Here is a 13,514-nt window from a genome sequence, read left to right as displayed (position 1 = left end):
GACGAAAAATACCGATATTGTCTACTAGCGTCTATTATTTAAACATCGACTTATCAATTCAGGGTCATATACACTGGTTATCCATCCAGACAAAAATATGAAAACTTGGTGTTACCTATGGACACTCGTCACCTTAGTAATTTCTCTTTGCCTTCATTCACTCGCTCGTACCGTATCCTCGCCATTATTTTAGGCTTCATTTGCTTGATCGTTTCGCTCTACAGTGACAATCCAAAGTTACTGATCGTGGGTGCTTTTTGCAGTATTGCGCTTCTGGGAACTGGCTACTATTTGATGCTGCGCAGCCGAGTGATGTTCACACTTACCCCGACTCATTTTCAGCAGCACTTTTACAAAGGGGGGTGGGTTTTAAAATGGAGTAACATCCAAAAAATTGGTCTTTGCACTTATGAACAAGATGGTTGGCATCAACCTCTGCCCTGGGTCGGAATTAAAGTAAAAGATTACTCGCCCTACCTCGATTCGATTTGCCCTAAAATAACTTGTGAATTATTGCTCAGCCAACGAGCACTTTTGTACTTAGGAGCCAAACAAGCAGGCAAAGAGTCCAACTTTGAGGATATGGTTCTCGACTCATCGCATTACCATGCGCGTTGTACTGAAAGTGGCTGTGTCGAACTAAGCCAATACAAAGAGTCGCAGAATACCGACAACGTAAATTTCAACGATAACCAATCACAGGACAACCTTGATTCACCGAATGAGACAAACAGTCCAAACGCGGTGATTAAAAACTATTCTGGATTGCAGGCGATGCTTGCCAACAGAATGAAATATCAAAGGGGCTTCCACGGTTATGACATTTTCATATCAACCCATGATTTGAATATGAGTGGAGAAGAGTTTGTGGGGCTGGCTCGACGCTACTTGGCTGCCGCTGAACGTCTTTCTGATTAAGGTTTACCAGTAAGTTCACACACAATAAAAAAGCTTAGCTTTCAGGACAAAAGCTAAGCTTCATTTTCAATCAATCGACACAAATAATCGGTTGGAAAATCAAAGATTTAATTAGTACAGAGGCATTTCATCTGCGACGAACGGGTTTGATGCACGCTCGCGACCGAATGTCGATTCAGGACCATGGCCCGGAACGAATGTTACGTCACTGCCTAGTGGCCAAAGCTTAGTCTTGATTGAAGCGATAAGCGTATTGAAGTCACCTTGTGGGAAATCCGTACGACCAATAGCACCGTTAAATAAAACATCACCAACAAACGCCATGCGCGCTTGCTCGCTGAACAGTACAACGTGACCAGGTGTGTGGCCCGGAGTATGAATCACATCAATCACTTGGTTACCAAAAGTAACTTTGTCGCCCTCTTCCAACCATGTGTTTGGTTCAAAAGCTTTGCACAGTGGGAAACCAAACATCTGGCTTTGATTTTCTAGACCTTGAAGCCAAAAGTTATCGGCTTTATGCGGGCCAACAATGTTCACGTTCAAGATCTCAGCAAGCGGTACAGTGCCACCCACATGGTCTAAGTGACCGTGCGTCAGGACCAAGTTCACCACTTTAACACCTAGCTCTTCAATGATCGCAGCCAGCTGTTGAACGTCACCGCCCGGATCGACAACGATGCCTTCCATTGTCTCATCACACCACACAATTGAGCAGTTTTGAGAGAAAGAGGTAACAGGGACAACTTGATACTTGAGAGACATATACAAACCTTAAAGGGCAAACTGAAATTTGGGCAAACTATGACATTGGATGTCTACTTTGACAAGTCCCTACCGTTTCGCTCGCAATCTAAGCCTTGCGCTACCAGCTGCGAACTGGGCCAGTATCGATATGGATAAAGTTGCTACGTGCATAATAACCTACACCACCCGCGTTCAGGCTTTTGGCTACGTCTCTTAATTCTTTTAGGTTGACGCCATCAATACGGAAATCAATCGCTTTACCCAACATGTGGTAGCTCTTCTTAGCTACGCCACTCGACTTAGAGCGCAATGCTTCATTGGTCGCAGGAGAACGGTAACCAGAGATGATTTGAACTTCTTTTTGAATACCTAAGACATTTTGAATCTGAGTGATCTGATCAAACAGGTTCTTATCCATTGGGTGAATTTCATTACGGCGGAAATCGCGACATAGTTTGCTGAGGCGTGCCATCTCGTCACCAACATAGTTAGTGCCATCGAAATAACAGGTCTCTAATCGTTCACCAGTGTGAAGATTGTTCATGTTAATCGTTCTTGGTTGATCAGGGTATGAAGCAAAAGCGATAGAAGGAGTAATTGAGGCGACAACAGCGGTACCACCAGCGTAAGTCAGAAACTGACGGCGTGAAAATAAACTTTGAGACATACAGCAAAAAACCAATTAGATCGAACGAAAAATGCACGATACATAATGGTAATTGCTGCGTCAACGTACAAAAACCGCCCAAAAGGTTAGTATTTGTAACCTTTGCACGGTTAGTTACTGATCCACATTATAATTTTATCAATAGAAGCTTAGTTGTCATTTTTTGGTCAAGATCACCCTTATTGGCTTCGCTGATAATTAACCACCCTCTTTATCATATTGATAGATGTCACCACGATACTGTATGCCCCCTTCTTCAAACAATACGGTTTGATAAATGATATGTACGGGGATTCGCTTCTTGAGTCGCACCTTAGTATTAGGAGCAAGGTCATCACTTTGGTTAGGCACTTTCCTTACCTTAGTAGCAAACAACAACTCAGCCAATTCCTCTGCATGTTCAACACGTATGCAGCCGGAGCTATAAGCACGGAAGTCGTCATTAAACAGACCTTTACTTGGCGTATCGTGCAGATAGATCGCTCGCTTGTTAGGTGTGTTGAACTTGTACAAACCTAATGCATTACGCGAGCCGGCCTGCTGACGCATTCGATATGGGAAAGAATTGAAATTGATGGTCTGCCAATCGATCTCAGTGGCGTCGACCGTCTCCATAGTGCGCCAACCGTCAATCACTTGGAAGTTGTGCGTATCTAGATAGCTTTCGTCCGCTTTCACCTTAGGCAAGATGTCTTTGACCATGATTTTCCATGGCACATTCCAAGTCGGGTTTAGGATGACCGAATCGAGATTTATCTCTAAAAGCGGTGTTTTTCGCGACTTTCTGCCCACGACAACTTTGGACTCAAAGACCTCTTCGCCGCCTTCCCAATACTTCATATCAAAACTAGGGACATTGACGACGATGAGAGAGTCTCTGTCTCTAGGCCACAAACGAACACGTTCGGCATTCAGAGCCAATGAAGTCAATCGATCATCAAAGCTCATGTTGATCCATTTGATCGTATCTGGCCCGACGATCCCATCGTCTGTAAGGCCGTGCATGCGCTGGAAAGATTTAATCGCCGTTTGCAGATCTCGATCTAACTCAGGAAAATCGACTGCGATCATCGAGGTATCAACACCGACCAAAGCAATACGCTCAACAAGAACCGTTTTGTCTGAAAGCTCGTCACCCAAGCGCTTCAAACCTTTCTGTCTATATCGTTCAATATTGAGTTCAGAGGCGGTTTCTAACACCGAATAGGTTGCTTTGAATTGGTCAAAATCCCCAACAGGCGGCGCGTAAGACAACACCATCTCCAATAAGTAATCATTGGCGACGCTGCTTTTTAATCTCATCAGGATATGCGGAGAAGGCGCTGGTAATTTGGAATGCAGCTTGCCCGAGAAGTACCACTCTTTACCGGCAAGCGGCGCATTTTCAACGTAGCTCAGGTAGTAGATAAAAGTATCGGTGAGTAATATGTCCAACTCTTGCCATTGAGCATGGGATTGATAGTGACGAATTTGCTTGAGTTGTCGATCGAAGAGTGGTGCCATTTGAGCTTGTTCGAGAAGCGACAATTGAAATTCAAACGCCTTAACAAGTTCAGGTGAATCCCAAAGAATAGGCAGAGATGAGTCTTGATAAATACTCTGGGTAAGCTCTGGATAAATCAGCATAAAAGAGAGCTCCGAATCAGCCGGAAGAAATCGGCTCTCGTCAGAACTCATATAGCTCCATGCGTGCACAGAAACTAGAACTAATAATCCACAGAAGTATTTTGCGAACATGCTTAACTCCATCACCAACCATCTCATAAGTATGGCAAAGAAATCGGAGTAAGCATGTTATTTTTAAGAGGCTTTATAAATCAGATTGAACTCCAATGGTTATCCCACTGGACCGATGATTGCTGAGTTGATTTCTCATAAGGCTTGCTCTGGCTTACCACACTTCCCGCCCCAGAGCTTAATCGAAACTCACCATCAAGCAGCACAGCACCAGAAGCGTCAGATAATGCAGACAGTTCTACTAATTCTTTGGTTTCTTTAGACCAAATACCGTAGCAGTTGCCTCTTGGCGAAGTCGCAATAATCCAATCGTCTGACGCCGCAATACTGGCGATATAGTGATTGAACCTTGCCCATTGCTCTGGCTCTGCGTTAAGTGATTCAAACTGGCCTCCTTTAGTATGCATCGCCAATAGCGAAGGATACTCATCTGGTTCACCACGATATTGCTGGCCACAAAGCACGGTTTCAGCACCATCATGGGCTAAGTGTCGAATGCTCAGCTTCTTATCCAACAATTCAACCTGATCAAGTAACACACCTTCAGGAGAAACATAACTCAAGCTCGGCTGCATCGAATCGAGGTTTTTCGGTGTTCTGCCATCAGTATGAACGCCACCAACGCCGATCGCGAGATTACCATCCGGCATAATGATCACTTCATGAGGCCCAATACCAAAACCGCTGAACTCTTCGACCTTACGATAGCCTTGCGCGACATCGTAAACGCCAATCACACCTTGGCTGCTGTCCGTTTTCCCTTCAGTGGCATACAGTAACTTGCCATCTAATGAGTAAACGCCATGACCATAGAAGTGACGGTTGTTACCTTTCACGACCATTTTGATCTGCTGACCGTTTTTATAGTCAAACACCATAAAATAGTCACCAGGACGACGAGCAAACACCACCGCATGTGATGAGGTTGGGCAAATCGCGACGCCATGGCCACGATTGGGGATGGGAAGTTGGCTCAGTGGCATGCCAAATTCGTCAGCCACAACTGCAGAATATTGACCACGACCATTAAGCGCACAGCCAATCAGTTGGGGATCGTTCGACGCACTCACCCCATCCTTTCGAGTCGCACACCCAAACGGAAGCAATGGAACAGCTGCACAACCCAGTGCAGCCTTGAGTAACGATCTTCGCGTATTATCAGTCACCATCGGTAGCATTAAATCCTATTACCACGCCAAGCTCTATCGCTACTTCTTCATGAATCAGGTACTTCAAACGTTCTAGTTTGTTGTATTGAGTCAGCACCTCTCGGTAGCCCTCTTTGCTCTGTAATAGAGTAAACAAGCTAGAGTCTGTAGGCCAAGTATCTAAGGTTAGCGTGAACTGGGCAGCTACACGATCGGCAAGGTCATTTAAGCCCTTTTCTCTCAATAAACCATCAAGACCATTACCATCTGCTAAGTACAATTTCTCTAGCGCCGCTACGTTCGATTTCAGCTGAGTCATTGAGGTTTGAGCGCGCCATGATTCCGAGAAGTAAGGGCGTGGATGACCAATTTTAGCCATCGGACGACTCAGTTTTTTCATGCTGTAATCAAGTTGATTGGTCAACAAAGCGATGTACTCCGATTCCCAACGCATCTCGTCCAGTGCTAACCACGGGTTAACCTGCCAAGCTTCAGCAATAGAGGCCGATTTCATCGCCAGGTTTTGTGCGATAGCTTGTGAAGATAGACAACCTGAAGCTTTGTCTTGAAGCAATGGAGATTGCTCGTCGTACAGAGACCACTCCAAGGCGCCAAGCCCTTGAACAGTCACACTCTGCTGTGCGATTTCATCTTGTGACCAAGCTTTATCTTGCTGAGTCAGTTGACGCATTTTTAGACCTGTGGTGTTCTTTTTGTCTGGCCAAAACTGAACATTCCAGCTCTGTTCCAATGCCGCTGTTGGGCCTCTTTCTTGTCCTTGCAGTGCCATCCAGCTGTTCATGGGGAGCTGCCATTGATCTTTCAAAGCGTCTAACTCAACGTTATCCGTTTCACAGTAACCTTGCATCAGAGCTTCTAATTCGCTCGATTGCTTCGCGAATAGCACCGCTGAATCAAACTCTTGTTGATAGACACTGCGACTGATGTGGTCGGTCGTGTCTGCTTGATAAGACACACCGTTAACCTCAGATGAAGCGGCTTGCTCACCCGATGATTGGCAGCCTGCCATAATTAATGCCGACAAAGGCATTAACAAAAATTTATGTGTCATGCTGTTACCTTACTTCCTAATTTTTCTTTTAATTATATGAGTTCAATAAATATGAAACGACCGCTGGCCTCGTATTCCTACAAGTTCAGCGGTAGTCAGTCTTTTGTTAGCGGTTTTCTTAAGTAACTAAGCCGTTGGCTTAACTGAATTCAAGACAGCCTATAATGAGTCCAAAAACGCTAGTAGTGCTTCGCGTTCACTGCTACTCAAAGCTAATACTTTTTGTTTTGCCATTTCTGCTTCACCACCATGCCAAAGTACCGCTTCCATAACGTTTCTTGCGCGACCGTCATGAAGTAAGAACGTATGACCGTTCACTTCTTTGGTATAACCTAATCCCCAAAGTGGTGTGGTACGCCACTCTTGACCATTGGCAAGATACTCAGGGCGATTGTCCGCTAAGCCTTCACCCATGTCGTGTAGCAACATGTCGGTATATGGGCTAATTAACTGATTAGATAATGCAGACAGACCTTCTCGCTCTGCCGTGCGGAATTCGGCCTGGTGACAGCTTTGACAACCAACGTCTTTGAACAGTTTTTTACCTTGTACGACAGCTGGGCTATCGACATTACGACGAATAGGTACTGCGAGATGCTGCGAATAGAACTCAACAAAATCTAAGATATTGTCACTGACTTCTGGCTCGCCACCATTTGGAAAATCATCACAGGTTGATTGCGCTGATGTGCAGTTTTCATTCGGAAATAAGCGGCTTGTCAGGCCTAAGTCACCGTTAAATGCCGCCGCGTTTTGCTGCATTAAGTTTGGCTGCCCGGCTTTCCAACCAAAACGACCTAGCGCCATTTCATTGGTTTGAACATCAAGAACATAGTTAGCTTTACCCGACACACCTTGCTTGTCAGCAAATTGCTGCTCTGCAAATCCTAGAATCGTTTCTTGTGGGATACTTTCAAGCAGACCAAGACCAATCATTGGCGGCGCCACTCGAGCTGAAAACTCGGTCTTAGGATGCATCTCGCCGAAAGCAAGTTCAGTAATATTTAAAGTGGGTTTACGCAGAGTAACGACGGTGCCGTCTTTGAATTCAACAGGAACATCCGTGTAGCTAATGTTCACTTTGCCCTCTGGTTTTACACCTTGAAGCGCAAAATCTTGTAGCTGACCGCCGTACGTCGGCTCTGGAATTCCACCATCTCGAATAAAGGCTTGTCGCTGCTCAGGCGTTTCAGCCGGAATGCTTAAACGAACCAACATGGATACTGCGTTCTCATCTCCTTCTTCTGGCGCGTGACCACGACCATCTTTGATGTGGCAGTTTTGACAGCCGTTAGTATTAAATAGTGGTCCTAACCCATCACGAGCATCGGTTGATGACGGTGCAGGAACCCAAGGGTTTCTAAAGAAGCTATTACCTACGCTGAAATCCAAGCGCTTACTCATTGGTAGATTGGCTGCGGGAAGGGAAAAAGCGTTCGCTCCTTCTTTCTTCACGGTCGTTTTGCCACCAGAGTAGGTTTCATGAGCGTGTAATGGAGATACGAAAAACAGTGCGGTTAATAGTGAGGCTGAGAGATACGACTTCATACATTGCCTTGCTGTGTTTTTGATTTTAGTTTTTATGTGGGTGTGGCTTTCTTGAGGATCAAACAATTAAGGGCTCAATCAGAGCCCTTACATTTGTGTCGGCTCGGGTTCTTAGAACTCGTGATCCGCTGTGTCTGGGTTTAGGCTATCAATGCCAATCACACCCGCAGCACGCTCAATAGCCGCTGTTTGAGACACTAGCGCAACAATTGTTTTGTTTACTAGTGCATTACCCGCAGCGTTGTCAGCAGCGATTAGCTGATCGAAGTGCTGGTTGTTTTTCTCTGCAGACGTTACTAATTCGCCTACTTGTGCACGTGCTAGGTCAAACTGCTTTTGAATCTCTTTCGCAGCTTGCTCATCTTTTTGCTCTACTAGGTCGAACAGGCTTGGGCCGGAAAGCAGAGTACCGTCTTCACGCTTGTATAGACCCGTGTAAACGTTGTAGATGCCTTGCTCGTTGTAGTAGTGAGAGTTGTGCGTGTTATCAGAGAAACAATCGTGCTCGTCTTCAGTAGAGTTTGCTTCTAGTGCAACCTTCATACGCTCACCCGCTAGCTCACCTAGAGACAGTGAACCCATGCCAAACAGCATTTTACGAAGACCATTCTCGCTAGATTCTGAAAGAAGCTCTTGACGGTAGTTGCCTTTCTCGCCTTCAGCCCACTGCTTTTCCATCCATTCTAGGTCTTGGATAAGTAGCTCAGCAGATGCTTTTAGGTATGCGCCACGACGGTCACAGTTGCCGTTAGTACACTCAGCGCCAACAACGAAATCAGTGTAAGCACGCTCACCTGCACCGCTGTTTGTACCGTTTAAATCTTGGCCCCAAAGTAGGAATTCAATTGCGTGGTAGCCAGACGCTACGTTCGCTTCAGAACCACCGATCTCGTTCAAGTCTGCGATTAGCTCAGGGGTGATGTTGGTTGCATCAACGGTAGTCTGACCAATTTGGAAAGTCTTGTTAGCCACGATGTTTGCGCTAGCGCCTTCGTTACCAAGTTCATATTGGTAATCAGTCGAAACATAATCAATCAGGCCTTCATCTAGTGGCCATGCGTTCAGTTGGCCTTCCCAATCATCAACAACAGCGTTGCCGAAGCGGAAAACTTCTGACTGTTGGTATGGTACGCGAGACTCAAGCCAAGCTTGTTTTACTTGTTCGAAGTTGCCAGCAGAAGGAGAAGCTAAGAAGGTATCAATAGAAGAGTTCAACGCTTTTGCTGTAATTACTGAATCTGCAAACACTGCATGCGCAATATCTGCGTAATGTTCTACAACTTGATCTTGAGTTACTGCTGCGAAAGAAGAAGCAGAGGCAAAAATGAGTGACGAAGTTACGGCTTTTGTCACTAAAGATTTAATGGTCATGAAGCATCCTTGTTGAGCTTTAAATTATTATTCGTAGTAATAGTGCAAACCATTATCATTTGCACTACGGATTGAAATAATACAAACTTACAATTTTATTGCAAGATAAATACAAAAAAACCTCACATATGTGAGGTCTTTAAACATTTTTATGTTAAGCGTAACAAAGAGGCTAATCAGATATCCAGATTATGCTTACCGTGTGAGACTTTTGCCTTCAGGTAGCTTTCATTACCCGATTTGATATGAGCAGAGGTATTCACCACTTCTTCAATCTCAATACCAAAAGATTTTAGCTCATTGATCTTCTTAGGGTTGTTGGTGACTAAGCGGATTTTTGTAGTACCTAAGGCGCGTAGCATTTCAGCAGCTTCAGTAAAATCGCGTAGATCATCGCCAAAACCTAGGTGGTTGTTGGCTTCATAGGTGTTCATGCCTTCGCTTTGCAGACGGTACGCATCGATTTTGTTGTACAAGCCAATACCACGACCTTCTTGGCGAAGATAAAGGATCACCCCACCCGTCTCACCCATAATTCTAATGGTTTCGTCTAACTGCTCGCCACAGTCACAGCGAGAAGAATGGAAAACATCACCAGTCAGGCACTCAGAGTGCATACGAACAAGAGGTATGTCTTGTGTCTTGTCTGCTGATTTAAATATCACAGCAACATGCTCTTTATCTGTTTTCAATCCATGAAAAGACAGAAGTTCAGCATCTATACTGCTTGTTACCCCTACTTTGAAATCTATTCTGGCACGCACTTCCGCCATAGCTATACTCACTTGAAAATTCGATGTATTTAACAACACTACATTATATGTCTAGGCAATATTTTGTAGCTAACTATCTAATGATAGACACTATGAGGCTGTTAACAATTTTTTTCAAGGTCGACCTTGTACAAATTGTTATAATATAACAATTATTTTTCAAGTAAGAAAAAACCCCACATTGGGATGACCAACATGGGGTTATAAATTAAACAGTTGCGGCTAAAACTACACTTTTTTACAGAACGCTCAACTTACTTGAGTTTGCTTCCAGATGACAAGTTGCACCCAAGCATTCTCTAATTCGGTTAGCTCTTCTTGCGTAAGCGTAGAAATGCTCGACTTAGCACTGTATCTCTCTGCCCATTTATCTGACTGGACATGAGTATGGAACTCTTTCTTTAAATTTGAGATTACGTTATCCACAGATACATCCTTATATAGCAGTGCTTAGCCTTTATAATCGGTTAATGTTACAAAATACAGGTCAGTTGGTAAACAGTAATACACAATTTTTATGAGCTCTTCCTAACACTTTTTACTGATAAATATATAAATAAGAGAAGTAATAGGCTCGGTAGCAACCAAAGTAATAGATTTGAAGCCGTCATTGCCGGTTTATAAAGTACAAACTCACCAAATCTTTCCGTCATATATTGAGTAATTTCACTATTACTCTTCCCTGCTTTCACCATATTGAACACAACAAGACGTAAGTCTTTTGCTATTGGTGAGTTGGATTCAATCAGATTTTGGTTTTGACATTGTGGGCAGCGTAACGTTTTCGCCAAGCTGATAGCACGTTGCTGTTGTTCTGGATTATCAAACTCAAACAGTTCAACTTGAATACTCGTATCTTTATTACTGGCAGTAAAAAGATCTTCAGCCATGGTTGAAAGGCTAATCACTAAAAGAGCTGACAGCATAAACAAGGTTTGTATTAGAGACTTCATCATCCATTCACACCATCAAAATACATCGCAAGCTCATCTTTCCATACCATTTCATTAATCACGCCCAATAGCTTTTTAATGATCTGGCCATTGGCATCAACCAAATACGTTTCAGGTGTGCCGATTACGCCCAACTCTAACGCTAACTTGCCTTGAGGGTCACTGATCACGGTTAAGTACGGGTTGCCATCGTTCGATAACACGTTAATCGCAGCCCCAGAGTTATCTCGATAATTGAGCCCAACGATGGGAATGCCTTTATCGTGAAGTTGAAGCAAAAATGAATGTTCGGTTTTACATATCCCGCACCAAGATGCCCATACATTAACCAGTTGATAAGGGTGCTGCGTGACATCAGTAAGCGTAACTTTCTGCTGACCACTGACGCCTTCACTATTCACTAACGCACTCGATGTAAATTCTGGAAATGCCCTTTGTTGTTCAGACACCATGGTCGATTGCTGCTTATTATCAAGCGCAAAGACAAATCCCAGCACCACAATCAATGCTAAGGCAATTAGAGTAATTAGCTTGTTACGAACGCTGTTATGCATACTGTGACGCCTTAACGGTTTTCTTTTTACGATGAGTCAATGAGAGCAAAGCGCCGATAATGGAGAACAGCCCACCAAACCAGATCCAGCGCGCATACGCCTTATACTGAACACGAAATGCGTAAGCGGTGGAATCGACTTTCTCGCCCATGGTGATATAAACATCACCATGCCAGAACCATTTCATTGCGGGCTCACTCATGTTCATAACTCGAACTTGGTAGTGTCTTCTTTCCGGCGAAATAGGAAAGCACTCCTCGCCAGACTCTAGGCTGAGTATCGCTTTTTCTGCAGTAAAGTTTGAAGCGACATACAACTCCGTATCACGATGAGAAAGCGTCCAATCCATGAATTCGACTTCTACACCCGGGCTTAACTTATAGCTGCGCTCAAACGAGTGGTAGCTAATCATCGCGGCACCTACCGCTAACACTGAAACCCCAACATGGGCAAAGGTCGTCACCCAGACTTTGCGTTGGAACTTGGAACTGCGTGTTACCACCAAGCCATACACATGAGTGAGTAAAACCCAAAATGCGAGTGACCATGTCATCAGAGCCATCACTTGAATCTTCTCTACTTGCAAAACGTAACAGGCGAACCCGAGACCAATAGATGCTAGAGCGATCAACGTAATAACGCCTTTCGATGCTTGAGGCTTAATACTCAGCAATGGGGCAAGGCCGACGACAGCCAACGCAAGCAAAGCCAAAGGTGCAATCAAGAGGTTAAAGTAAGGCGCGCCCACAGAGATATTTCCAAGGCCAAGTAATTCAAAAACCATTGGGTAGAAGGTACCAAACACCACCACCGCCGTACCCAGTACAAATATAAGTACCGCCACTAAACTCAAAAAACTTTTACTCGCAAAGCTAGTGATTGGATTCGACTCGAAAGATTCACCACGAACAATAAGAAGAGAAAACGAACTCACTAACACCAAAACCAGTATCAGCAACAGCGCGATACCTTTGGTTGGGTCAACAGCAAAAGCATGAACGGAAGTGAGGACGCCAGATCGAACAATAAAAGTACCGAGGATACTTAAACAAAACGTAATGAAAGCAAGGCTAAGTGACCACTTCAGCAACTGTTGCTTGCCTTTAGCAACACCCAAACTGTGCAATAGAGCGGTTGATGTTAGCCAAGGTAATAGGCTGGCATTTTCTACCGGGTCCCAGAACCACCAACCACCCCACCCTAACTCGTAGTATGCCCACCAAGAACCAAGAATGATCCCTGCGGTTAAAAAGATCCAAGCGACCAAACAACAACTGCCACAATGAGCGACCCAATCGAACTCAATCGGATCCACCAGCAAAGCGGCCACAGCAAATGCCAAGACCACAGAGAAACCAACATAACCCAAATACAACAGAGGCGGATGGAATATCAAACCAACGTCTTGCAGCATTGGGTTAAGGTCACGCCCTTCAAGTGGCAAGGTCGAATTCAGTTCAAATGGATTCGAAGCAAATAAGGTAAACCATGCAAATATCGCGAGTAACACATTCATCACCCACAATACGCGGCTCTGATACTCAGAAGAATATTGCTTTTGTAGGGCAATCACACCCGACCAACAGCTAATGGTTAAGACCCAAAATAGCAATGAGCCTTCATGTCCAGCCCACACAGCGGCCATTTTGAAGAAGGTGGGTAATTGAGTATTGGAGTGTTCTGCAACATAGAGGATGGAAAAGTCGTCACCTACAAAGGCATAGCCAAGTAAAACGATAGCGCCAATGGAAAACAAAGCGCTAGAAAGGGAGAAACTGCGAATTAAAGCCACATTTTGTGCTTGTTTAGTTAGCATTTGATACATCGAATACACAGCGATAATGCTGCTGAGAACAGCGACCAAAATTAAACTAAACAGCCCCAAAGAACCGACCATATCACCTCAATCAGGCTCTACCTAAGCAGAACCAAGTTAAACCATTATTGGCATTGATTGCTCAACTAGCTGATGTAACTCAACTAGCTATTGCTACTCAGCGAAAAGAAATTTAGTGAGCAGATGTTT

General features: G+C 44.4%; 13 protein-coding genes. 1 reads left to right on the top strand and 12 read right to left on the bottom strand.

Features of this window, described 5'->3' with window-relative positions; all coding sequences use genetic code 11:
• Nucleotides 1-117: 117 nt before the first annotated feature.
• Nucleotides 118-918: a DUF2982 domain-containing protein gene (locus AB4323_RS06415; RefSeq protein ID WP_017060955.1), complete on the top strand. Its 801-nt coding sequence runs from the start codon at nt 118-120 to the stop codon at nt 916-918.
• Between the two features lie 111 nt (nt 919-1,029).
• On the opposite strand, the gene AB4323_RS06410 is transcribed toward AB4323_RS06415, so the two are convergent.
• The 12 genes from AB4323_RS06410 to AB4323_RS06355 all read right to left on the bottom strand — a co-directional run bounded on the left by AB4323_RS06410 (nt 1,030) and on the right by AB4323_RS06355 (nt 13,385).
• The gene (locus AB4323_RS06410; protein WP_004733386.1) at nt 1,030-1,683 is read right to left on the bottom strand and encodes an MBL fold metallo-hydrolase; all 654 of its coding nucleotides are present in this window, start codon (nt 1,681-1,683) and stop codon (nt 1,030-1,032) included.
• Between the two features lie 100 nt (nt 1,684-1,783).
• Nucleotides 1,784-2,332, bottom strand: coding sequence for a DUF882 domain-containing protein (locus AB4323_RS06405; RefSeq protein WP_372151957.1), 549 nt, complete (start codon nt 2,330-2,332; stop codon nt 1,784-1,786).
• Nucleotides 2,333-2,530: 198 nt separating this feature from the next.
• Complete coding sequence (locus AB4323_RS06400) at nt 2,531-4,069, bottom strand: murein L,D-transpeptidase (RefSeq protein WP_372151955.1); 1,539 nt, start codon at nt 4,067-4,069, stop codon at nt 2,531-2,533.
• A gap of 80 nt (nt 4,070-4,149) precedes the next feature.
• Entirely contained in the window at nt 4,150-5,238 is a 1,089-nt protein-coding gene (locus AB4323_RS06395; RefSeq protein ID WP_372114418.1) for a DUF1513 domain-containing protein, read from the bottom strand.
• Nucleotides 5,228-6,289 carry an imelysin family protein gene (locus AB4323_RS06390; RefSeq protein ID WP_372151954.1) on the bottom strand — a complete coding sequence of 354 codons (1,062 nt, stop codon included), beginning with the start codon at nt 6,287-6,289 and terminating at the stop codon, nt 5,228-5,230. Before AB4323_RS06390 ends, AB4323_RS06395 begins: the two co-directional genes overlap by 11 nt.
• A 159-nt stretch (nt 6,290-6,448) precedes the next feature.
• Nucleotides 6,449-7,837 (bottom strand): di-heme oxidoredictase family protein, encoded by a 1,389-nt coding sequence (locus AB4323_RS06385; RefSeq protein ID WP_372151953.1) that lies wholly within the window; start codon nt 7,835-7,837, stop codon nt 6,449-6,451.
• Between the two features lie 111 nt (nt 7,838-7,948).
• A complete protein-coding gene (locus AB4323_RS06380) occupies nt 7,949-9,208 on the bottom strand; it encodes an imelysin family protein (RefSeq protein ID WP_017063566.1) in 1,260 nt (419 codons plus the stop codon).
• Nucleotides 9,209-9,384: 176 nt separating this feature from the next.
• Nucleotides 9,385-9,981 (bottom strand): GTP cyclohydrolase II, encoded by a 597-nt coding sequence (gene ribA / locus AB4323_RS06375; protein ID WP_009848836.1) that lies wholly within the window; start codon nt 9,979-9,981, stop codon nt 9,385-9,387.
• 249 nt (nt 9,982-10,230) lie between these two features.
• On the bottom strand, nt 10,231-10,407 hold the full coding sequence (locus AB4323_RS06370) for a hypothetical protein (RefSeq protein WP_017060980.1): 177 nt from the start codon (nt 10,405-10,407) through the stop codon (nt 10,231-10,233).
• Between the two features lie 89 nt (nt 10,408-10,496).
• Entirely contained in the window at nt 10,497-10,937 is a 441-nt protein-coding gene (nrfF, locus tag AB4323_RS06365; RefSeq protein WP_372151951.1) for a heme lyase NrfEFG subunit NrfF, read from the bottom strand.
• Nucleotides 10,934-11,488, bottom strand: coding sequence for a DsbE family thiol:disulfide interchange protein (locus tag AB4323_RS06360; protein WP_102332079.1), 555 nt, complete (start codon nt 11,486-11,488; stop codon nt 10,934-10,936). Before AB4323_RS06360 ends, nrfF begins: the two co-directional genes overlap by 4 nt.
• Nucleotides 11,481-13,385 (bottom strand): heme lyase CcmF/NrfE family subunit, encoded by a 1,905-nt coding sequence (locus AB4323_RS06355; protein WP_372151949.1) that lies wholly within the window; start codon nt 13,383-13,385, stop codon nt 11,481-11,483. The genes AB4323_RS06360 and AB4323_RS06355 overlap by 8 nt, the downstream gene beginning before the upstream one ends.
• Nucleotides 13,386-13,514: the final 129 nt, after the last annotated feature.

It is taken from the genome of Vibrio sp. 10N.261.52.C11, assembly GCF_041471405.1.
GTDB lineage: Bacteria > Pseudomonadota > Gammaproteobacteria > Enterobacterales > Vibrionaceae > Vibrio > Vibrio crassostreae_C.
The sequence above is the reverse complement of the archived record's forward strand: the minus strand, read 5'-3'. Positions and strand labels throughout refer to the sequence as shown.

Coding starts and splice junctions, on each gene's coding strand:
- AB4323_RS06385 (WP_372151953.1), bottom strand. CDS start 7,837: ATGAAGTCGTATCTCTCAGCCTCACTATTAACCGCACTGTTTTTCGTA.
- AB4323_RS06415 (WP_017060955.1), top strand. CDS start 118: ATGGACACTCGTCACCTTAGTAATTTCTCTTTGCCTTCATTCACTCGC.
- ribA (WP_009848836.1), bottom strand. CDS start 9,981: ATGGCGGAAGTGCGTGCCAGAATAGATTTCAAAGTAGGGGTAACAAGC.
- AB4323_RS06395 (WP_372114418.1), bottom strand. CDS start 5,238: ATGGTGACTGATAATACGCGAAGATCGTTACTCAAGGCTGCACTGGGT.
- AB4323_RS06400 (WP_372151955.1), bottom strand. CDS start 4,069: ATGTTCGCAAAATACTTCTGTGGATTATTAGTTCTAGTTTCTGTGCAC.
- AB4323_RS06380 (WP_017063566.1), bottom strand. CDS start 9,208: ATGACCATTAAATCTTTAGTGACAAAAGCCGTAACTTCGTCACTCATT.
- AB4323_RS06410 (WP_004733386.1), bottom strand. CDS start 1,683: ATGTCTCTCAAGTATCAAGTTGTCCCTGTTACCTCTTTCTCTCAAAAC.
- AB4323_RS06360 (WP_102332079.1), bottom strand. CDS start 11,488: ATGCATAACAGCGTTCGTAACAAGCTAATTACTCTAATTGCCTTAGCA.
- AB4323_RS06390 (WP_372151954.1), bottom strand. CDS start 6,289: ATGACACATAAATTTTTGTTAATGCCTTTGTCGGCATTAATTATGGCA.
- AB4323_RS06355 (WP_372151949.1), bottom strand. CDS start 13,385: ATGGTCGGTTCTTTGGGGCTGTTTAGTTTAATTTTGGTCGCTGTTCTC.
- AB4323_RS06405 (WP_372151957.1), bottom strand. CDS start 2,332: ATGTCTCAAAGTTTATTTTCACGCCGTCAGTTTCTGACTTACGCTGGT.
- nrfF (WP_372151951.1), bottom strand. CDS start 10,937: ATGATGAAGTCTCTAATACAAACCTTGTTTATGCTGTCAGCTCTTTTA.